The sequence below is a fragment of the Halosimplex yunnanense genome (assembly GCF_054504345.1).
This window is the reverse complement of record NZ_JBTJEL010000035.1, coordinates 298,255-318,590: the sequence shown is the minus strand read 5'-3', so window position 1 is coordinate 318,590 and position 20,336 is coordinate 298,255. Positions and strand designations below refer to the sequence as shown.

General features: G+C 69.2%; 21 protein-coding genes. 11 read left to right on the top strand and 10 right to left on the bottom strand.

Features of this window, described 5'->3' with window-relative positions; translation table 11 throughout:
• Positions 1 to 143 precede the first annotated feature (143 nt).
• Entirely contained in the window at positions 144 to 1,175 is a 1,032-nt protein-coding gene (locus tag AB2U09_RS15225; protein ID WP_459193578.1) for a Gfo/Idh/MocA family protein, read from the bottom strand.
• A gap of 185 nt (positions 1,176 to 1,360) precedes the next feature.
• Between AB2U09_RS15225 and hemL the strand changes: the two genes are divergently transcribed.
• The 3 genes from hemL (at position 1,361) to AB2U09_RS15210 (ending at position 4,356) form a co-directional block, all read left to right on the top strand.
• A complete protein-coding gene (gene hemL, locus AB2U09_RS15220; protein WP_459193577.1) occupies positions 1,361 to 2,701 on the top strand; it encodes a glutamate-1-semialdehyde 2,1-aminomutase in 1,341 nt (446 codons plus the stop codon).
• A gap of 138 nt (positions 2,702 to 2,839) precedes the next feature.
• Complete coding sequence (locus AB2U09_RS15215; protein WP_459193576.1) at positions 2,840 to 3,490, top strand: DUF7344 domain-containing protein; 651 nt, start codon at positions 2,840 to 2,842, stop codon at positions 3,488 to 3,490.
• A 59-nt stretch (positions 3,491 to 3,549) separates the two neighbouring features.
• Positions 3,550 to 4,356, top strand: coding sequence for an HVO_0234 family beta-propeller protein (locus tag AB2U09_RS15210; RefSeq protein WP_459193575.1), 807 nt, complete (start codon positions 3,550 to 3,552; stop codon positions 4,354 to 4,356).
• Positions 4,357 to 4,375: 19 nt separating this feature from the next.
• Here AB2U09_RS15210 and AB2U09_RS15205 read toward each other — a convergent pair whose 3' ends face one another.
• The gene (locus AB2U09_RS15205) at positions 4,376 to 5,743 is read right to left on the bottom strand and encodes an endonuclease/exonuclease/phosphatase family protein (RefSeq protein ID WP_459193574.1); all 1,368 of its coding nucleotides are present in this window, start codon (positions 5,741 to 5,743) and stop codon (positions 4,376 to 4,378) included.
• A gap of 135 nt (positions 5,744 to 5,878) precedes the next feature.
• Between AB2U09_RS15205 and prs the strand changes: the two genes are divergently transcribed.
• Both prs and AB2U09_RS15195 read left to right on the top strand, forming a co-directional pair.
• On the top strand, positions 5,879 to 6,730 hold the full coding sequence (prs, locus tag AB2U09_RS15200) for a ribose-phosphate diphosphokinase (RefSeq protein ID WP_459193573.1): 852 nt from the start codon (positions 5,879 to 5,881) through the stop codon (positions 6,728 to 6,730).
• Between the two features lie 144 nt (positions 6,731 to 6,874).
• Positions 6,875 to 7,054 carry a hypothetical protein gene (locus AB2U09_RS15195; protein WP_459193572.1) on the top strand — a complete coding sequence of 60 codons (180 nt, stop codon included), beginning with the start codon at positions 6,875 to 6,877 and terminating at the stop codon, positions 7,052 to 7,054.
• 2 nt (positions 7,055 to 7,056) lie between these two features.
• Here the strand turns inward: AB2U09_RS15195 and AB2U09_RS15190 are convergent, their stop codons facing one another.
• The 3 genes from AB2U09_RS15190 to AB2U09_RS15180 all read right to left on the bottom strand — a co-directional run bounded on the left by AB2U09_RS15190 (position 7,057) and on the right by AB2U09_RS15180 (position 9,915).
• Positions 7,057 to 7,374: a HalOD1 output domain-containing protein gene (locus tag AB2U09_RS15190; RefSeq protein ID WP_459193571.1), complete on the bottom strand. Its 318-nt coding sequence runs from the start codon at positions 7,372 to 7,374 to the stop codon at positions 7,057 to 7,059.
• Between the two features lie 416 nt (positions 7,375 to 7,790).
• Entirely contained in the window at positions 7,791 to 9,530 is a 1,740-nt protein-coding gene (gene ilvD / locus AB2U09_RS15185) for a dihydroxy-acid dehydratase (protein WP_459193570.1), read from the bottom strand.
• Between the two features lie 112 nt (positions 9,531 to 9,642).
• Positions 9,643 to 9,915 (bottom strand): hypothetical protein, encoded by a 273-nt coding sequence (locus tag AB2U09_RS15180; RefSeq protein ID WP_459193569.1) that lies wholly within the window; start codon positions 9,913 to 9,915, stop codon positions 9,643 to 9,645.
• 162 nt (positions 9,916 to 10,077) lie between these two features.
• On the opposite strand from AB2U09_RS15180, the gene AB2U09_RS15175 reads away from it, so the two are divergent.
• Complete coding sequence (locus AB2U09_RS15175) at positions 10,078 to 10,689, top strand: cell division protein CdpA domain-containing protein (protein ID WP_459193568.1); 612 nt, start codon at positions 10,078 to 10,080, stop codon at positions 10,687 to 10,689.
• Positions 10,690 to 10,843: 154 nt separating this feature from the next.
• Positions 10,844 to 12,076 (top strand): DNA primase regulatory subunit PriL, encoded by a 1,233-nt coding sequence (gene priL, locus AB2U09_RS15170; protein ID WP_459193759.1) that lies wholly within the window; start codon positions 10,844 to 10,846, stop codon positions 12,074 to 12,076.
• A 61-nt stretch (positions 12,077 to 12,137) separates the two neighbouring features.
• Here the strand turns inward: priL and AB2U09_RS15165 are convergent, their stop codons facing one another.
• Positions 12,138 to 12,386 carry a DUF7472 family protein gene (locus AB2U09_RS15165; protein ID WP_459193567.1) on the bottom strand — a complete coding sequence of 83 codons (249 nt, stop codon included), beginning with the start codon at positions 12,384 to 12,386 and terminating at the stop codon, positions 12,138 to 12,140.
• Positions 12,387 to 12,629: 243 nt separating this feature from the next.
• Here AB2U09_RS15165 and AB2U09_RS15160 point away from each other — a divergent pair, with 243 nt between their 5' ends.
• The gene (locus AB2U09_RS15160; protein WP_459193566.1) at positions 12,630 to 13,292 is read left to right on the top strand and encodes an SWIM zinc finger family protein; all 663 of its coding nucleotides are present in this window, start codon (positions 12,630 to 12,632) and stop codon (positions 13,290 to 13,292) included.
• Positions 13,293 to 13,327: 35 nt separating this feature from the next.
• Here AB2U09_RS15160 and AB2U09_RS15155 read toward each other — a convergent pair whose 3' ends face one another.
• Positions 13,328 to 13,510, bottom strand: a complete 183-nt coding sequence (locus tag AB2U09_RS15155; RefSeq protein WP_459193565.1) for a hypothetical protein — start codon at positions 13,508 to 13,510, stop codon at positions 13,328 to 13,330.
• 130 nt (positions 13,511 to 13,640) lie between these two features.
• Between AB2U09_RS15155 and AB2U09_RS15150 the strand changes: the two genes are divergently transcribed.
• Both AB2U09_RS15150 and AB2U09_RS15145 read left to right on the top strand, forming a co-directional pair.
• Complete coding sequence (locus AB2U09_RS15150; protein WP_459193564.1) at positions 13,641 to 14,543, top strand: polysaccharide deacetylase family protein; 903 nt, start codon at positions 13,641 to 13,643, stop codon at positions 14,541 to 14,543.
• A gap of 48 nt (positions 14,544 to 14,591) precedes the next feature.
• Positions 14,592 to 14,768, top strand: a complete 177-nt coding sequence (locus tag AB2U09_RS15145; RefSeq protein WP_459193563.1) for a hypothetical protein — start codon at positions 14,592 to 14,594, stop codon at positions 14,766 to 14,768.
• A gap of 6 nt (positions 14,769 to 14,774) precedes the next feature.
• Here AB2U09_RS15145 and hjc read toward each other — a convergent pair whose 3' ends face one another.
• The 3 genes from hjc to AB2U09_RS15130 all read right to left on the bottom strand — a co-directional run bounded on the left by hjc (position 14,775) and on the right by AB2U09_RS15130 (position 19,430).
• Complete coding sequence (hjc, locus tag AB2U09_RS15140; protein WP_459193562.1) at positions 14,775 to 15,296, bottom strand: Holliday junction resolvase Hjc; 522 nt, start codon at positions 15,294 to 15,296, stop codon at positions 14,775 to 14,777.
• Positions 15,297 to 15,427: 131 nt separating this feature from the next.
• Positions 15,428 to 17,371 carry a cellulase family glycosylhydrolase gene (locus tag AB2U09_RS15135; RefSeq protein WP_459193561.1) on the bottom strand — a complete coding sequence of 648 codons (1,944 nt, stop codon included), beginning with the start codon at positions 17,369 to 17,371 and terminating at the stop codon, positions 15,428 to 15,430.
• Positions 17,372 to 17,513: 142 nt separating this feature from the next.
• Positions 17,514 to 19,430, bottom strand: a complete 1,917-nt coding sequence (locus AB2U09_RS15130) for a sensor histidine kinase (protein ID WP_459193560.1) — start codon at positions 19,428 to 19,430, stop codon at positions 17,514 to 17,516.
• Positions 19,431 to 19,609: 179 nt separating this feature from the next.
• On the opposite strand from AB2U09_RS15130, the gene AB2U09_RS15125 reads away from it, so the two are divergent.
• A complete protein-coding gene (locus tag AB2U09_RS15125; RefSeq protein WP_459193559.1) occupies positions 19,610 to 20,281 on the top strand; it encodes a TetR/AcrR family transcriptional regulator in 672 nt (223 codons plus the stop codon).
• Positions 20,282 to 20,336: the final 55 nt, after the last annotated feature.

The window sequence follows — 20,336 nt, the reverse complement described above, 5'->3', positions numbered from 1 at the left end:
ACCGCACGCCACAGCAGACGGCCACACGCCTCCCCAGCCGATTCACTCAGTCGCTTCGCTCCATCGCTCATCCCTCGCACGGCTACATCGCGCGCATGAAAGCGCGCGACAGCGCGCGCCAGAAGAAATTACACCCCTCGCCGTTACTCTCCGTACTCCTCACGAGCGTCCGCGACGAGCCGGGTCACGTCGACCGTCTCGCCGGACTCGCGGGCGCGGTACGCACCTTCGGTCAGCGCCGTGACGCGCAGGCCGAACTCCGGCGGGACCGGGTTCTCGCGCTCGCCGGCGGCGGCGTCGAGGAACGCGAGCACTTTCTTCGTCGTCTGCTCCTGGTAGCTACCGGCGTCGAACTGCCGGGTCTCGGGTTCGGCGCCGGGCTCGTCAAAGATAGCGAGACCCTGCTCGCCGTACTGGAGGTGGCCGTCGGTCCCCCAGAGCACTAGCGACTCCTCGAAGCCGGTGCCGTCGCCGCTGATCCCGATGCTGGCGGTGATCGGCCCGTTTCGGCCGTCGAGCGTGGCCGCGAGCGCGGAGTTGACGTCCACGTCGTGGTCGCGGTCGTCTATGACGGCTGCGACCTCCCGGGCACGCGAGTCGGTGGTCCAGAGGAGCGCGTCGAGCAGGTGCGACCCGGAGTCGATGAGCTGGCCGCCGCCCGAGAGGTCGGGGTCGGCGCGCCACGAGCCCTGGACGCCGTCGATCCAGTCCTGCGCGAGGTAGCAGGAGGCCATGTGGACGTCGCCGATGCGTCCACTCGTGACGGCCTCGCGGACGGCTCGGTACCCGGGATGGAGGTGACGCTGGTAGCCGATCTGGAGGAGGGCGTCGCTCTCGCGGGCGCGGCGGACGAGGTCGACGGCGTGGCCCGTCTCCGCGACCATCGGCTTCTCGAGGAGGACGTCGAGGTCGCGGTCGAGACAGGCGACGGTCTGCTCGTAGTGGAGGGTGTGGGGCGTGACGATGGTGACGGCGTCCAGCGATTCGTCGTCGAGCATCGCCTCGTAGTCGGCGTAGGCGGGCGCGTCGTACTCGGCGGCGAACGACTCTCGGGCCTCGGCGGCCACGTCCGACCCGGCGACGACCTCCACGTCGGCGTCGGGGTGGCTGGTAATCCCGTCGAGTTGCATCCGTCCGAGCGCGCCGAGACCGATCGCACCGAGTCGCGTTGACATGTCACATCGATACCGTGGACGGCGCATCAAGCTACCGAACGCGGAGGCGCGGACTGGAAACCCGACCGCTCGTCACGGATGCGTTCGGCCACTCGAGCGAAGGCGTTCGGGCCGAACGCCGCCGGAAAGCAGCAGCCGCGTCTCACCTCGGTACGCCTTTGGGCGACGAGCGAGAACCGGTGGGTATGAACCACGATCGCTCTCGGGACCTCTACGATCGCGCGCTGTCGGTCATGCCGGGCGGCGTCAACTCCGCCGTGCGGGCCGCAATCGAGCCGTACCCCTTCTTCGTCGAGCGCGGCGACGGCGGGCACGTCATCGACGCCGACGGCAACCGCTACGTCGACTGGGTGATGGGGCTGGGCCCGCTGCTGTACGGCCACGACCTGCCGCAGCCGGTCGAGTCCGCGATCCAGTCGCGGGTCAGCGAGGGACCGATGTTCGGCGCGCCGACCGAGATCGAGGTCGAACACGCCGAGTTCGTCGCCCGCCACGTCCCCAGCGTCGAGATGATCCGCTTCGTCAACTCCGGGACCGAGGCGACCGTCTCGGCCTGCCGGCTGGCCCGCGCCGCCACCGGCCGCGACAAGATCGTCGTCATGCAGGGCGGCTACCACGGCGCCCAGGAGACCACCCTCGTCCAGGGCGAGTACGACGACGTCGAGCCCTCCAGCCCGGGCATCCCCGACTCCTTCGCCGAGCACACGCTCGCCGTGCCGTTCAACGACGAGGAGGCCGCCCAGCGTGTCTTCGAGGACCACGGTGAGGACATCGCGGCCGTCCTCGTCGAGCCGATCCTCGCCAACATGGGCGTGGTTCACCCGGTCGACGGCTACCACGAGACGCTACGTGACCTCACCGAGGACAACGGCGCGCTGCTGATCTTCGACGAGGTCATCACCGGCTTCCGCGTCGGCGGTCTCCAGTGCGCGCAGGGCAAGTTCGGCATCGAACCGGACATCACGACCTTCGGGAAGCTCATCGGCGGCGGCTTCCCCGTCGGCGCCATCGGCGGCCGCTCCGATCTCATCGAGCAGTTCACTCCCTCGGGCGACGTGTTCCAGGCGGGTACCTTCTCGGGCCACCCGGTCACGATGGCTGCCGGCCTCGAATCGCTGCGCTACGCCGCCGAACACGACGTCCACGAGCACATCAACGACCTCGGCGAGCAGTTGCGGACCGGGCTGCAGGAGATCGTCACCGACCAGGCGCCGGAGTACACCGTCGCCGGGACCGAAGGGATCTTCAAGGTCCTGTTCACCCGCGAAGCGCCCGATACCTTTGAGGGGCACTGCGAAGGGGGTTGCTCCCAGCGACCCGAGTGTCCGCGCTACGACATCTGTCCGAAAAACGCCGCAGACGTCGCCGCCGGCCAGACCGACCGCTGGCGGCGGGTCTTCTGGCAGGAGATGAAAGAGCAGGGCATCTTCCTCTCGCAGAACCAGTTCGAGGCGCAGTTCGTCACCTACGCCCACACCGACGACGACGTCGAGGAGACGCTCGAAGCGTACAAGGAAGCGCTGTAGGCCCGGTATCGGCCGCTTTCGGCCCACACTGGGCGCCGAATCTATTTGCCGCGACCGCCAGCGGGCCGCGGACGGTGGTGTCGCGGGATGAAAGGAGTCTTGGCGGTTTAATAGGTCCGAGCGAGCTATCGGGACTAAATGGACATCCCGACGACGTCGCCGGCGGCGCTCGACGCGCTGTCGGTCTCCGCTCGGCGGGTCGCCCTCGCCGCCCTGAACGAGCACGACGGAGCGATGACGGTCGATGCGCTCGCGGAGGCAGTCGCGCGACGCCAGTCCGACCGATCCGCCAACGGACACGCCGACGTCGACGAATCGCGGCGATCGCTGTATCACCTCCACCTCCCGGTCCTCGGGCGGACGGGCGCGGTCACCTTCGATCCGGAGACTGGACTGGTCGCCACGGCGCGCGAGCCACCGTTCGACGAGGCGTGGGTCGACCGGCTCGTCACCGACCACCCCGACCCGGAGTACGACCCGTATCTGTCCGCACTGGCGAGCGTGCGCCGGCAGGCGGTCCTCTACGAGGTGTTCACCGGGGACGCGACGGCCCTGAAGGAACTCGCCATCGCGGTGGCCGCCCACGAACGCGACGGGGCCGCGGTCCCCGACCACGTCTCCCAGGTCGTTCACCTCTCGCTGGCGCACACCCACCTGCCGGCGCTCACCGACGCCGGGCTCGTCGCCTGCGATCGGGCCGACGAACGGATCCGCGCCGGAGAGACGGCGTGGCGGTCGGACCCGTGGGTCTCGCTGAGTCCGATGCGCGAGTGGGCCGCCGTCGAGTGAGAGCGCCTCCGAACCGGTACGGCGGCAGCTTTTCACGCGGGGGCCACCGAGCGGAGGGTATGAGCGCTCTCGAGGAGAAGCGGATGTACGGCGAGCACCGCGAGGAGACGGTCGCGTACCTCGCGACGGGACAGGGAGTGGCCACCGTCCGGATCTCCGGCGACCAGGTCGGCCGGTTCGGGCTCGCCCACCGCTGTCGCGCCCGCGACGTGGCGACGACCGACGGCGCTGCCCTCGTCGCGACCGACGAGGACGTCCTCGTCGGCCCGGACTCGTTCGAATCGCTCGGTTTTGGCCCCGCCGTCGCAGTCACGGCGACCGCCGACGGGTCTATCCTCGCCGCCGACGAGGACGGAGAGATTTCACGATACCGCGACGGTGAGTGGACCGCGCTCGGGACGGCGGGCGACGTGCGCGCGCTCTCGGGCGAATTCGTCGCCGCCGCCGACGGCGTCTCCCGGATCGAGGAAGACGGCCTGTCGAACGTCGGGCTCGACGACGCCCGCGACGTGGCGAACGACGAGGGAACGCCGCTCGCGGCGACCGGCGACGGCCTCTACAGGCTGGCCAACGGCTGGATGCGGGATATCGAGGGCGCGTTCACCGTCGTCGCCGCGGGCGGCGGCGACGCACATGCGGCGACGACCGACGCGCTCTATGCCCGCGGGTCTGACGACTGGGACACTGTCGACCTGCCGGTAGAGGGACCGATAGCGGGCGTGGCCTACGGCGAGTGCACCTACGCCGCGACGGAAGACGGGACTGTCCTCGTGCAGGCCGACCCGGAGCGGACCGCCGACGGCGCCGGCGGCTGGCGCTCGCGGTCGATCGGTCTGCCCGACGTCGCGGCGCTGGCGGTCGCCTGACGCACAAAATCAGTTCGTATCAGTTTCGCCTGCGGGCGAGCGCGACGACGAACGCTACCCCGGCCGCGAGCGCACCGAATCCCGGCCCCGTCCCGCTCGACGTTCCGGACGGCTGCGTCTGTGAGGCCCCCTCGGCGGCCTCCCCGTCTAACGTCGCCGTCGGGTCGGAAGTCGACTCGACTGTTTTCGTCCCGTTCGGCGACCCGGCCGCTGTCCGATTTTCTGTCGACGACAGCCGTGTCGTCGCAGTCGACGCGGAAACGTCGAACGTCCCGACGACGCCGGCGTGGTCGGAGGGCCACGCGGAAACCTCGTCCCCCTCGACCGTCGTCTCGACGCGGTCGTCGGGGGATTCGCCGAGGCGCTCGACCGCCGTCGGCCGCGCTCCGCCGCGGGCGAGGAGTCCGTCGACGCGGCTCGTGAGCTGCGACCCGCCGGCGCCGATCAGCGACGGGCGACAGCACGTGTACCCGTCCTCGTCGGGCCGGAGTGCCCTGTGGGCATCCGTGAGCGTCTCCGTCACCGTGTCGTAGGTGCCGGTCGTCGTCCCCGGGCCGCTGTTGAAGTCGCCGCCGACGACCACCGGCCCCTCCGCCGGGAGGGCGTCGAGCAGTTCCTCCGCCTGCCGGTCACGGGACGCCGCCGATACAGATTCCAGATGCGTCGAGACGGCCGTCAACGCGGCCGCTTCCGGGCCGACCTCGGCCCGGCAGTACCCCCGCCGGAGCGTGACCGTCCGGTCGGTCTCGGGCACGGGGAACTGCAGTTGCTCGTCGTAGGTATCGCCGCCCGCGTTCCGCACCTCGGTTCCCGGTCGGACGAGCAGCACGTCCCGGTCGGTCAGGCGGACCGTCCCCAGTCCGGACTCGCCTTCGACCGGGAGTTCGACGTCGGTCGTGACCGTCGACGCTGCGACCTCGTATGGTCGGCCACGATCGGCAAGTGCCGAGCGTATCGAATCGAGGAGGTCGGCGATCAGTTCGCCGTCCCCGTCTGCGGCGGTTGCGGTGCTATCCGCTGGCCCCGTCTGAATCCGCGCCGCTTCCTGGAGCGCGACCACGTCGGGGTCCGCCGCGACGAGTTCGTCGGCGATCGCGCCGGCGCGGGCCTCGTAGGGGTGTCGCCGCGCGCCGTCGAACAGTTCTCCGGCCGTCTCGCGGACGTCTTCCGCCGAGCGGGCCTCCAGCAGCTCGAACAGGTCGACGCCGAGCGAGACGTTCCACGTGGCGACGGTCGTCGGCCGTGCGTCCGGCGCCGAGTCCCGCGTCGTGGACAGGCCTCGTCGAGAGCGGCGACCCAGAAAGCCGGCCGGGACGCCGGCGACGCCCGCGAGGACGGTGCGGCGGGAACACGTCGGGTCGGAAAAATCGGGCGACGCGGAGGGCATTCGTTGCCCCTCTTTGCGAGCACAGCCTCTTGACTATGTCGCGTCGTTTTCAGCGATGACACCGCCGCCGTCAGGCTTCCGTGGTCGGCCGCTGCAACCGAAACGGTGTTTACCGGCGAAAGCGACCACCCGCACATGATCGTCAGCGGGTCCACGTCACAGGCGTTCGCGGCCGCACTGGCCGAGGCGACGGGTCGGGACCTGGCGTCCGTCGAGTACGACCGCTTCCCCGACGGGGAGCTACAGGCGACGGTGCCCGGGTTCGCGGCCGACGACGCCGTCGTCGTCGGATCGACAGTCTCCAGCGACGCCCACGTCGAGTTGCTCCAGCTCCAGGACGCCGTCCGCGAGGCCGGCGCCCACGAGGTGACCACCGTCCTGCCGTACATGGGCTACGCCCGCCAGGACCGGTCGTTCAGCGACGGCGAACCCGTCTCCGCCCGCGCCGTCGCCCGCGCCGTCTCCACGGGGACCGACCGCGTCCTCACCGTCAACCCCCACGAGACCGCCGTCTGCGACTTCTTCACCGTCCCCGCCGAACCGGTCGACGCCGCCGGCCGCCTCGCCGAACCGCTGCCCGAGGATCTGGCGGACCCGCTGTTTCTCTCCCCCGACGAGGGCGCGATCGACCTCGCGGCGACGACTCGCGACGCCTACGGCCGCGGCGCGACCGACTACTTCGAGAAGGAGCGCGACTACGACACCGGCGACGTCTCCGTCGAACCGAGCGACGCGGCCGTCGCCGACCGCGACGTGGTGCTGGTCGACGACATCGTCGCAACGGGATCGACCATGAGCGAGTCCATCGCCGTCCTCGCCGACCGCGACGCCGCCCGCGTGTTCGTCACCTGCGTCCACCCCATGCTGGCCGCGAACGCCCGGACGAAACTCGAGCGTGCCGGTACCACCGCCGTCTTCGGCACCGACACCATCGAACGACAGGTCAGCGCCGTCAGCGCCGCCCCCGCCGTCGCCGAACACCTCTGAGCCCCCGTTCCCGCCGCCCCTCTCCGTATTCCGACGGTCTTCGCAGTGACGACTCACTCTTGGGCCGGCTCCGGGAGCGTCAGACAGGTGTCAATACCACAACCTATATGACAACAGTAGTCGAGGTTGCTATTAACACGGAATATGACCGGCAAAACCCACGGCCAGTCCGGTTCCGCGGAGGCCGCGCTCGGCACGCTGGACCAGGACTCGATCGACCGGATCGACGTCCACCTGCAGCGAGCGCTGGGAGCGGAGGACGGCGACGAGAAGGATTTCCACGTCCGACACGCCCGACAGTTACTGGAAGCCTGCCGGGAGTGAGTCTACGGGGAACCGATTGCGAGTTCGATCCGACCGTCACCGAGGACGGTCACCTCGGTCCCCGCGTACGAGAACGACACCTCGACCCTCGTCGGGCCGCTCGACTGGGCAATCACGTCCAGTGCGTCGGCGTCGACCACGGTCTGTAGCGGCGGGATCGCCGTCACGCTTCGGTTGGTGACGGCCGCGACCGCCTCCGCGACCGCGATGCTCGGTGTATCCTCTCCCTGCCAGTCGTACCGATCGAAGACGACCGTCTCCCCCGAACCGGCGTTCCCCCCGGAGTCGTCGGTGTCGTCCTTCTGGTTTCGATCTCTCATGTCTCGATAGACGGATGACCGTGCCGACCCCGTCGGCGGATCACCCGCGGTAGTCGAACTATGGCATCGCGCCGCATATGCCTTGTGACAGTAATATCGTTCATGAAATTAAGGGTCGGCGTAAAGCAAAGCCTTCTACCCGGTTGACAGACGCGCTATCATGTCGGATAACGAACTCTCGAATCGAGACGAGCGGAGTCTGATTCAGCGACGGAGCAGAAAGTGCCAGTCGCTACGCGGCTCGCGAGAGCCGGCATTGCCGGCCGTTCCGCGCAGTCCCACTTCACGCCGGGGTTCGTAGCGCCCACCGTTTTCGCCTCGGGGTCGGACGGCGACCCACTCGGGCAAAAAGATGGAGCAAAAAGCGCGAGTCGTGACGCGACTCGCGAAAACCGACGACCGCAGTTAGCTCTCGCTCAGTCCCACTTCACGCCGGGGTTCGTCACGGCGCCGTTGGACGCCGAGTCGAAGTCCCGGCAGTACTTGGCGAGCACGCCGCTATCGTAGTTCGGTTCGGGGTCGTGGTCCTCGAGGCGCTCCTCGATCTCCTCGTCGGAGAGGCCCACCGAGAGCTCGAGTTCGTCGATGTCGATGGTGATGGTGTCACCGTCCTCCAGCGCCGCGATGGGGCCGCCGACGAAGGCCTCGGGAGCGACGTGGCCGATGGAGAAGCCGCGGGTCGCGCCGGAGAAGCGACCGTCGGTGAACAGCGCGACGTCCTCGGCGTGACCGTGGCCGGCGACGGCGGAGGTGACGCCGAACATCTCGCGCATACCGGGGCCGCCGCGGGGGCCCTCGTTGCGGATGCCGATGACGTCGCCGGAGTCGACCTTGTTCTCCTGGACGTACTTCATCGCCTCGGCCTCCTCGTCGAAGATCCGGACCGGACCCTCGTGGTAGAGGTGGTCCTCGCCGGTGATCTTGATGACCGCGCCGTCGGGCGCGAGGTTGCCGGAGAGGATGCGGATGGCACCGCGCTCGTGGATCGGGTCTTCGACCGTGTTCAGGAAGTCGACGTCCAGATCCTCGATGGCCGGCGGGTCGAGGCGCTCGATGGCCTCGGCCATCGTCTCGCCGGTGACCAGTTCGGCGTCGCCGTGGAGCTTGTCCGCCTCCAGCAGTTCGCGGAGGACGACGGGGACGCCGCCGATCTCGTGGAGGTCGTTCATGACCCGCTCGCCGCCGGGCTGCAGGTCCGCGATCTTCGGCGTGCGTTCGCTGATGTCGTTGAACTCCTCGATATCCAGGTCGATGCCTGCCTCGGCGGCCATCGCCAGCAGGTGCATGACGGCGTTCGTGGAGCCGCCGATAGCGACCTGCAGCGCGATGGCGTTCTCGAAGGACTCCTTCGAGAGGAAATCAGAGGGCTTGCGGCGCTCCTGGATGACCTCGACGGCGAGTTCGCCCGTCTCGCGGGCCACGTCGTAGCGCGCGTCGCTCTCGGCGGGCGGCGAAGCCGACCCGAGCGGCGCGAAGCCGATGGTCTCCGAGATGGAGGCCATCGTGTTGGCGGTGAACATCCCGCCGCACGACCCCGCGCCGGGACAGGCCTTGTACTCCATCTCCTCGAGTTCGTCCTCGGTCATGTCGCCCGCGGCGACCGAGCCGACGCCCTCGAACATGTTCTGGATGGTGATCTCCCGGCCCTCGTGCTCGCCGGGCATGATGGATCCACCGTAGAGGAAGACAGAAGGCAGGTCCGTCCGGATGGCCGCCATCATCATGCCGGGCATGTTCTTGTCGCAGCCGCCGATCACGACAAGACCGTCCATCCGCTCGCCGAAGGTGACGAGCTCGACGGAGTCGGCGATCATCTCTCGGGAGATGAGCGAGGCCTTCATCCCCTCGTGGCCCATGGAGATGGCGTCGGAGATGGTGATGGTGCCGAACTCGATCGGCATGCCCTCGCCCTCGTCGATGGCCTCGTAGGCCTCCGCGGCGAGGTCGTCGAGGTGGACGTTACAGGGGGTGATGTCGGCCGCCGGGTTGGCGACGCCGACCATCGGCGAGGACAGGTCCTCGTCGTCGTAGCCCATCGCGCGGAACATCGCCCGGTGGGGCGCCCTGTCTGTCCCTTCCGTCACTTCGCTGCTCGGCAGGTCGTCGGGCTTCCCTTCGCGCTCGTCGTCGCGTTCGGGGGGTTCCTGCTGACTCATACCCCAGAGTGGTCGCCGTTCCCCTAAACAGTTTTCTAACCGTACTGCCGCTCCTGTACCCGTCCGAACCAGTTCGGACGATTATACGACGGGCCGTCCAGCCCGCCCCGGGTCACTCCCCGGGCGACTCGTCCCGCGCGTCCCCAGGGGAGTCACTCGACTCGTCCTCGGACGGGTCGCCCAGCGAGATTCCACAGCGGAGTTCGGCGGCGTCGACCGCGTCGGCATCGAGCGCGCGGTCCGGTCGATCGTCTCCAGAGCGAGCGGGGTCTCTAGAATGATCGCGGGCCTCAGAATGGTCGGCGTCCGCAGAACGGTCGGACTCGTCCGGACGGTCTGTCGTTTCCGCGCCGGCGTCGTCGGTCGTTTGGGAGCCCGACTCCATGCGAATTATAACCATTCTACTTGCACTTAAGGGTTGTTACCGTCCTCCTACCGTCGATTCTGTCCGGCCGCGTTCGCCCGCTACGATAGTGGTCGACAGCGCCGATACCGTCTTGCGTGCGTCTGACGGGTAGTTTTGTAGACCGCGTGTCACGGTACTCACATGCCCAGTCTCTCGGAGGCCTACGACCGCGGGGAGTGGACCGGGCGCGACCCGCGGCGCGTCTCGGCCGGCGCCGGCCTGTTCGCCGTCGGCGCGCTCGCCGTCGTGGGAGCGATCCTCACGTTGACGACCGGACTGGCCGCCGTCTTCGACGCGAGTTCGACGACGGAGACGCGGCGACTCGCCGGCGTCCTCGCGGGCCTGGGGATCCCCGCGATGTTCCTCGGCGTCGTCGTCGTCCTGCCGGCCAGCCGCCGCGAGCGCCTCGGCGCCCTCGTCGGGGCCGCGCTGAACGTCGCCGGCGTCGCGCTGTTCCACCGCGCCTACCCGACCCGATGGGTCGAAGCCAGCGACTCGCTCGCGTTCCCGACCGCCATGGTCTACTTCGTCGGCGGCTCGGTCGCGCTGTGGTTCGTCCTCTCGGCGGTCGCCTCGTTCAAGCTCCGCAACAACCCGCAGGGAACCGTCCGCCTGGAGGTCACCCGGCAGGGCGAGACCGAGGAGATCCAGGTCTCGCGCAGCCAGTACCTCCGCTACAAGCGCGCTGTCAAGGGCGAGTCCGGCAACAGCGAGGCCGTCGTCGAGGAACTGCGGGCGCTCCACGAGGAGTGAGCGCGGACGTTTTCGCTGGGAGCAACCATCCATCAGCCTCGCAGCCGCGGCGATCCGCCCGACGCGAGTCGGATGACGGCACGGGCCGACCACCGGCGTCCCGACTGACCGTCGGCTTTATTCGACGGTAGTCACAACAGAGCGCTCGATGACGATCCAGCCCATCCACGCGCGCTACCCGTTCCGGCAGGTCTCCCGTCAGGCGGTCGGCGAGGCCGACGTCGACCTCGCGGCGGTCGTCGCCGAGGAGGAGGAAGTCGTCGCGCGCGGCGTCGAGCGCGTGGTCTGGGCGCTGGAGGACGGCACCGTCGGCGAGGCTCACGACGTCGACCGGATCGAGTTGCTCTCCTACCCGGTCGCGCGCGTCCTCGTCTCGCTCGTCGACGAACACATCCTCACCCGGAAGTACGCCCAGGCGGAGGCTGCGACCGCCTACGAGCGGTTTACCGCCGACTTCGCCGACACCTCGGAGTTCCAGTACGCGAACGCCGACCGACTCACGCTCTCGGACCTGCTCGCGGAGTTCGACCTCTCGGGGGACGTTCGGGCTGCCGACGGCGGCCCTACGCGAAGCGGGGGCGGTGGCGGCGCCGCTACCGAGGGACGAGCGGGCGGCGCCATCGGCGACGGGTCGGCAGTCGTCAGCGACGGCCAGTCCCGTGAGTTCCGCGTCGAGGTGGGGACGTACCTCGATCTCGCCTCGGACCAGCGCGGCGACGAGTGGAGCCTGGTCAACCGCGCGCTCGCCGACGGCGAGGTGCTCGTCGACGGCGAGGAACTGCTCGCGCTCCTCCGGCAGGCGGTCCGCCACCGCGTCGCCGACGGCCTCCCGCTCTCCGTCCCCGAGGCCATCGAGACGGAGGTCACCGACGAGGTCGCGGACCTGCGCGAGCGCCTCTCGGAACTCGATCTCACCCGCGACATCGACACCGTCGTGCCCGAGCTGTTCCCCCCGTGCATGAAGTCGCTGCTCGACCGCGTCCAGAAGGGCGAGCACCTCGAACACCACTCGCGGTTCGCCATCGCCTCCTTTTTGACGAGCATCGGGATGACGACCGACGAGATCGTCGACATCTTCCAGGTCAACCCCGGTTTCGGCGAGGAAGCCACCCGCTATCAGGTCGACCACATCCGCGGCGCGACCAGCCCGACCGACTACTCGCCGCCCTCGTGCGCGACGATGCAGTCCTACGGCGACTGCGTCAACAAGGACGACATCTGCGAGGACGTCATCGACGAGTCCCACCCGCTGAACTACTACGAACACCGGCTCGACCAGGAAGACGAAGACGAACTCACCGACTGGCGGGACAAACAGGGTGAGGACGGCGACGACGGCGCGGAGGCGGACGGCGGCGAGCCCGAAGCCGACGCCGAAGAGGCCTGAGCGGACGCTCCGATAGCGGGGTCACCGAACGGAACGGCCGCGAGACCGAGAGAACAGGCGATTACTCCTCGTCGAAGTCGACGCGATACATTATCAGGCCGGCGACGGCCATCACGACGACGAACAGGCCGATGACGCCGACCATCGCGAGCCCGCCGTCGGGCTGCAGGATCGGCGAGGCCGAGCCGTTGTTCGTCGCGTTGCCCGGGACGGCGTAGTTCGAACTGACGACGTACGCGGCGCCGACGAACACGACGACCGAAACCGCCGAGACCGCGAGTTCGACGGCGAACTTCCGGTCGATCTCCATGACCACTCGTTTCCCCGGCCCCGGCAAAAGCGCTTCGAAGCCCCTCCCTCCCCATCGCCGCCGCAGATCGTTCCCCTCCAGGCGCAGTGCGCCCGACGACGCCATTTTCTCAGTACCGATCCGCTGGCCGGGGCCGACCCATCGCTGCGCCACCCGCCCCCGTCGCCCCGACGGACTTAGGTCCGTTCAGGACCTACGTTTCGTGTGGACGCGGCAGCAGAAACCAACAGCGTCCGTACTCCTATGCCCGAAACACGCACCCCTACTCCCGCGCGAAAGACTGCACTCGCACCGGACGTTCGACGGCTCGACGAACGGGCCGCTCGCGCCTGGACCGAGCGCATGGCCGTCCGTCCGCTGGGCGACGGTCGCTACGCCGTCGATAGCCAGAGCGGCGCGACCTACGTCGTCGACCTCCCCGACGGCAGTTGCACCTGTCCCGACAACCAGATCCGTCACAATCGCTGCAAGCACATCCGTCGCGTCGGCATCGAGATCACTACCCGCCGCGTACCCGCGCCCGGGAAGGAGTCCGTCAGCTGTGACGCCTGCGGCATCGAGACGTTCGTTCCCGAAACCGAGGAGGAACCCCACCTCTGTGCGGCCTGCCGGCTGGAGAACGGCGACGTGGTCCGCGACCGCGAGGCCGACGACCGTCTCGTCGTCGTCCGCGTCACCCCCGAGCGCGCCGACGAGGTCGTCATCGAGGGCGTCGGCGAGACCGTCGCCGACTACGCGACCAACGCCGACTATCCGGACGACGACCTCGTCGTCGAAGTCGTCTACCTGAGCGACCTCGCCCGCGCCGAGTCGCCGCGGCGCTACTCGTTCCCGCTCTCGCGGCTGGAGCGAGTGGACGACGCCGAGATCGTCGACCGGGACCTGCGCGATCGGATCCCGGCCTGAGCGGAACGACGTGTCGACTCCGTTGCCGTCTCGACTCACGAAGACGCTTCGCGGGCCTGTCTGGCACACAGTGCGCCGAAGATCAGCAGGACGACCGGAGCTATCAGGCCCGTGACGCCCACCTCCGGATACTGGGAATACAGCCACAGCACCAGCGCGGCGACCGCGACCGATTGCAGTGCGCCGAGCGCGAAGAGTATCCGTTCGACGGTGGCCATGCGGTCCCGTGTTCGACGAATTAACGTTCCGACATAAGCATTTTCGGACGGGAGCGACCTCCGACGCGGCCCGTATCATCGTCAAGCGGTCTCGCCGGACACTTATCAGCGGGCCGCGGAATCGACGCACATGAGCGACTGCAGGCTCGCGCTGACATTCGACGACGGCTACGCGACGGACTACGAGGAGGTTTACCCGGTTCTCGCGGACCGTGACGCCCCGGCATCGCTGGCGATCGTCGCCGACTGGCTCGGCAACGAGGGCCACCTCACGGTCGACCGCCTCCGCGAACTCGCCGACGAGGGCTGGGAGGTCGTGGCCCACGGCCGGCGACACCGCTACATGCAGCCCCACCACCTCGCCGCGGACGCCAGCGCCGGCGACGACCGCCTCGTCCTCGACAGCGACCACGTCTTCCCCGACGCGGATCACGGGCTCTACCCCGAGGACACCTTCGAGGTGACCGACGGCGAGCGGACGGAGACCGTCACGCTCGCGGAGAAGGGCCGCGTGGGGGACGGCGCGGCCGACCGCGACGGCGTCGACGCGAGCGACCCGTTCGTCCGCTTCGAGGCCTCGCTCGGGTCGGGCTTCGACGCGGCGGAGGCCGTCTTCCGGCCGACGCGCGAGCAGATTCGAGACGAAATCGAGGGGTCAAAGCGGGACCTGCAGGAGCTCGGGTTCGAGGTGACGACGTTCGCGCTGCCGTACGACGCCGCCGACGCGCGGGTCTGGCGCGTCGTCGCCGACCACTTCGACGCGCTGGCCGACGCGGCGGTGCGCTCGCTGCCGAACCCGCCGGGCGCGTCGCCGCTCGACCTGCGGCGGTACTACCTGGAGACCGACGCGATGCGGCTGGCCGAGATCGAAGCCTACCTCGACGGTGTCGCCGAGCGCGGCGGACTCGGCATCCTCGCCGGACACAGCGCGTGGGACACGGTCCCACCCGAGCGCGTCGCCGCGGTGGTCGACGCTGCCCACGAACGCGGGATCGAAGTAACGACCGTCCGCGAGGCGGTTCGACGGGCGTGACTCGGCCGACACCGGAACACATACCAACTGACTGTCCGATCCGCCGGCATGGAGGCTTCGGAGTTTCCCGTCGTCGAGGCGGGAGGAGTCGCGGCCGTCGTCGCCGGACTGCTGGGCCTCGGCGGGTCGCTCGGCCTCGGACTGATCAACGTGTTGCAGTTCGTCGGGGGACTCGGCGGCGTCGTCTACCTCGTCGAACGGGGACGAGCGGCCCTCTCGAACTGAGCAGTCTTAGAGCATCTCAGCGGCTTCCTCTCTCGTCAGGTCGCCGCGCTCGAAGGCCGCGAGCACGTCCAGCGTGCCCTGGTCGGGGCCGTCGTCGGCCACCTCTTCGAGCGTGACCTTCTCGGAGTGGCCGACGAGTTCATCGAAGTCGGTACCGTGGGCGAGCGCGGTCTCCTTCTTGATACGGTAGTTGCCGCCGTCGGTGACGTGGACGGTCTCGTCGCCGGGGTGGAAGAAGTACCAGTCCTCGCGGTCGTAGCGGACGCCGATGCGCGGTTTGGCGCCGAAGTTCCGGGAGAAAAAGAGGAGCGCCTCGACCTCGGCGCCGTCGAGGTAGATCGGATCGCCCGACGAGGACTTGGCCTCGATGGCGTAGAAGTCCCCGCCGTCGCCGGCCAGCACGTCCGGGAGTTCCCGCTCGGTGGCGCTCCCGCTGGCGGGGGCGCGCATCACCGCGAACCCGGCGGCGTCGAGTTCGTTGACGAGCTCGCGCTCGCGGCGGTCGCCTTTCGCGTTCGAATTCGGCATCTGCCGAGTAGTTGCCGGTCGACGGCTAAAGGCTATCGGGACCGGAGCGAAAGTGATCGGCCGACAGCGCCGCGACGGGGCCGCCGTGGCGGACGAGACTGCCGCGGCCGTGCGGGACTCGCCGCGACCGCTCACTCGCCGAGGGCGACGGTGGCGAACCGCGCAGGTGTCTGCCACGCCCGGTCGCGCCTGTCGTGCCAGACGTACTTCGCGTCGCGGTCGTCGTCGCTGTCCGAGTCGTCGGCGACGTGGACGTCCATCCCGAAGCGCATCCCCGCGAGCGGCGTCACGTCGTAGTCCGCCCAGGGAACCGAGAGCTCGACGCGCCAGCCTTCGCCAGTGTCGTCCGTCCTGACGAACACCGGTTCGGAGGTCGCGGAGTTGGGCCCCTGCCACGCTTGCTTGATCCCGGGGACCATGACGAGTTGCAGGTCGTTCTCCCCGTCGTAGGAGTCGCCCGCGCTGTTGTCGAGGTCGAGGAACACCTCGACCGCGTCGTTCTCCCGAATGTCGGTGTCAGAGACCGAGACGAGCAGATACAGCGCTTCCTCGTCCCACAGCGCCCGCCACTGCGCGGACACGTCGGCCTCCTCGCCCCACGCGAGGACGCCGATGTCGTGCGGGTCCGCGCGCTCCCAGACGTCGTCGACGGCCCTGTCGACCGTCGGCGCCGACGGCGCCCGGGGGATCGTCGCCTTCGGATCGACGGCCTCGGCGGTCGAGAACTGGAGCTGCGCCGGGTCGGACTCCAGTCCGAACTCGTCGACCGCAGTGACCGTCGCCGTGTAGTCCCGCCCCGGGGAGAGGCCGGTCAGTTCGAACGACCGGACGGACCCGCGGAGGGTCCGGCGTTCGCCGTCGCCGACGGCGACCCGGTACTGGAGAACGTCGTCGCCGTCGGGATCGATCGCACCGTCCCACGCGATCTTCGTCGTCGTCTTGCCGACACCCTCGACGTGCAGATCCGCCGGCGGGTCCGGTGGCCGACCCGTCACGACCGGCGTCGCAGTGGGGGCGCCGGCGGCTTGCGGCGGCCAGTGGCTGTCGCGCCTGTCGGCCAACCACTGTTTGGTGAGCGTGCCCATGTGCGCGTCGCCGCCCAGCAGGTCCCAGTCCTCGTCGAACATGGGAGGCTCCCACCGGGAGTCGAACGCCCGCGCGCACCAGCTGACGTTCTCGTGGGCGTCCAGCCACTGCCGGAACGGCCGGCCCCACGACTCCGTCGACCCGACCACGTGCGTGTCGGCGGCGTCCCGGTCGTCGACGTACCCCCACTCGGTGACGAACACGGGCACGTCGAACGCCGGGTCGCCGAACGTCGGCTCCCAGCTCTCGGGGTCCCACGAGGGGTAGATGTGCGCCGAGTAGAGCACGTTGTCGTCGTCGAACGGCTCGGCCGCCGCGTGGTTGGTCATCGACGACCACCGCGGCGACCCGACGACGATCGGCGTCTCCGGCGCCTCGGATCGGACCAGATCCACCCACGGTTCGGCCGTCTCCTTCCACGTCCGCCAGGCGTCGATCCCGTCGCCCGCCGGCTCGGTCGGCTCGCTGAACAGTTCGTAGAGGACGTGGGAGTCCTCGGCGTACCGCGGCGCGATCTCGCCCCAGAACTCCCGGAGCCGTTCGTCGACTCCCTCGGTGTCGTATCGCTCGACGGCGTGGTAGTCGATCAGGGCATAGACGCCCTGCTCGGCCGCCAGCGACACCGCCCGGTCGAGGTAGTCGCTCGCGATCGTCCCGACGCCGACCTCCTCGATCGACTGCGGCTCGACCGGGATCCGGAGCACGTGCGCGTGCCAGTCCGACTCCGCGTCCGTGGCGAGCCGCAGCGTCTCCCAGTATCCGTTCCCGCGGGCTTCGGCCCGTTCGGTCCCCCACACGGGGTCCGGCACGTTGACGCCCCGGAGCACCACGCGGTGGCCCGCCGGGTCCGCGAGCCACCTGCCGTCGACGCCTAGCCGCGGCGGTCCGTCGGCTCCAGAATCGCCGCTGGACCCGACTAGTCCGCCGCAGCCAGCGACCCCTGTAGCGGCGCCCGCCGCCAGCCCCGCCAGAAGGCCTCGTCGTCGCATGTGCCGTAGTTACCAGTTGCTCCCTAAAACGCTAGCGACTCAGTTATCAGGAAGGATTTCAGACGCCGAAAGTCGGAATATAGCCGCCGTGAGCTGGTGTGAAGATATCAAATCCGGAAACGGTCAGGTCGTTCGGTATCGCTCAGTCGTCGGAAACGCCAGTGACGACGAACTTCGCGCCGTCGTGGCCCTCGTCGACGGCGATCGACCACCCGTGAGCGGTCACGATGGTCTCGACGATCGCAAGCCCGAACCCGGTCCCGTCCGGGTCGGTGGTGTGGCCGTACTCGAAGACGTCGTCGACCGCGTCTGGCGGGATACCCGTCCCGTCGTCGGCGACGTAGAATCCCGTCTCTGTCAGGCCGACTTCCACCGACAGTGGCGGGTCCCCGTCGCTGCCGGTCCCGGTCTCGTCGTCGGGCAGGCCGTGGTCGACGGCGTTGCGGAAGAGGTTCTCGAAGGCCTGGCGGAGCCGGTCGGGGTCCGCCTCGACGGTCCGCGTGCCGGTCACGGCGAAGGCCACGTCCCCGCTGTCGACGGTCGCCCAGGCGTCCCGGGCGATGGTCTCCAGGTCGACCGACTGTGGTTCCTCGATGTCACGGCCGTCGCGCGCCAGCGCGAGCACGTCGTCGATGATCCCCTCCATCCGCTCGTGGGCGCCGTCGATCGTCTCGACGTGCGAGCACAGCGACTCGACCACGTCGTCGCCGAAGTCCTCGGCCTTTCGCTCTATCAGCCGGAGGTGGCCGCTGGCGACGTTCAGCGGGTTCCGCAGGTCGTGGCTGACCGTGCTGGCGAACTGCTCGAGGCGCTCGTTCTGTCGCTGTAGCTCCCGTCTGGACTGCTCGGCCTCCTCGCGGGCCGCCTCGGCCTCGCGGATCTGCTGGCGGAGCGCGCGGCGCATGCTGTCGAACGCGACGAACAGCCGCCCGATCTCGTCCTCGCGAGTCGTCCGCAGGTCCACGTCGAGATCGCCGTCTTCCATCGCCTCGGCGCGCCGCCGCAACCGGGCCAGCGGGAGCACCGTCCCGCGGCCGAGGACGAACCCGACGACGGCCAGGATGGAGATCGACGCCGCGACGAGGAAGCCGACGTTCCGACCGACTGTCTCGCTGGCCTTGTAGAGCTCCGACTTCGGCGCCTCGGTGACGACCACCCAGTCGGCGCCGGTGACCGGCGCGAACGCGAGCACCGTCGAATCGCGCTCGCGGGTCGTCGTCTCGCCGGCCATCGCCGTCTCGAAGGCCTCCGTCTCCGCCAGCGGGCTCGGTCGCGGCTGGCGCGAGGCGAACACGTCCCGGCCCTCGGGATTCAACAGTTGCGTCCGGACGATACTCCGCGAGCGGTGGAGCTGCTCGAAGTCCTGTCGCACGTCGCCGACGGCGACGAGGACGCCCTCGCCGACGCGGACGCGCCCGGCGAACGCCATCAGCAGGCGGCCGTTGTTCTCGTAGGCGCGTTCGGAGGTGCCGATGCGCCACTCGCCGTCGGACGCCTCCGCCGCCGTCTCGATGGGGCCGCGCCACCGCGGTCGCTGGGCGCTGACCGACTGGCCCTCGAGTTCGGCCGACGTGCTCGCGACGATCGTCCCGTCCGGACCGACGTAGTGGAGGCCGACGACGTCGCTGCTCGTCCGCGTCAGCGAGTCCGACAGCGCCTCGCTGATCCGGTCGGGATTGGAAGAGGCGTAGACGTCCGATCCGGCGAACCCGCTCACCTGTGCCCGCATCCCCGCCATCCACTCGCTGACCGAGTCCGCCTGCAGGGTCGCGGTCGACTCCAGCGTGTTCTCGGCGTCGTCCTCGATGATCCCCCGGATCTGGACCTGGCTCACGATCCCGACGGTCGCGACGAGGAAGATGACCACCAGCATGGCGACCGCGAACTTCAGCGCGTAGTTCCGCCGGATCGGTCCCGGGATCAGTTGCCGCCCGAGCCGACCCGTCACCCCCGCAGGGTCGTTCGGCCCGTCCGTCTGCCCACCCTCGACGTGCCCCTCGGCGTCGGGCGGTCCGACGCGCTCGGGTTGCCCGTCACCGGACTCGTTCGATCCCTCCATGTCGTCTCCCGATACCTCTCCGGGCAGGGGCCTTGACTATTGTCCCGCATTTATCGGTGCGTGAAATGAACGTGTGCGGATCGACACCGTCCGCCCGGCCACTCGTCACGTCGATCGGAGGGGGCGACAGCGTCGCACGAATCCGTCCTCTTAAGTATTGACTGGACGTTCGACCAGCTATGAGCGGGGAGGACTCGACGCGCGAGGCGATCATGGAGGCGACCTTTCGGGCGCTCGTGACCCACGGCTACGCAGACCTGACGGTCCAGGCCATCGCCGACGAGTTCGAGAAGAGCAAGTCGCTGATCCACTACCACTACGACTCGAAGGCCGACCTCATGGTCGCGTTCATGGCCGACCTCTTCGAGGGGTTCGTCGACGAGGTCGAGGGCCGCGAGGGCGACGACCCCCGGGACCGACTCCTCCGGATGGCCGAGATCGTCCTCGGGATCGAGGGCGGGGAGGACGCGCGGGAGTTTCACACCGCCCTGCTCGGGATGCGCGCGCAGGCTCCCTTCGACGAGGATCTACAGGGCCAACTGGTCGAAAACGACCGCCTCATCCGGGGCGTGATCGCCGACATCGTCCGCGAGGGGATCGAGTCGGGGCAGTTCCGCGAGGTCGACCCCGAGCGCTACGCCGCGCTCTTCCGCTCGACCATCGAGGGCGCCCAGTCCCACGACGTGATCCTCGGCGACGAAGCGCCCACCGAAGCGGCCTTCGCCGGCATCGAGGCGTACCTGATCGACGACTTGCTTCTTCCCGGAGCGACGGAAGCGGGCGGCGCAGCCGGGAGTGCGACCGACGAGGCTGCCGCCGACACCGCGAGCACGGAGGAGCGCGAGGAGTGAACCGCCGGCGCAGACGCGTGCAAGGATATTTTCCGGTATCTTCGGCGGTCGGATG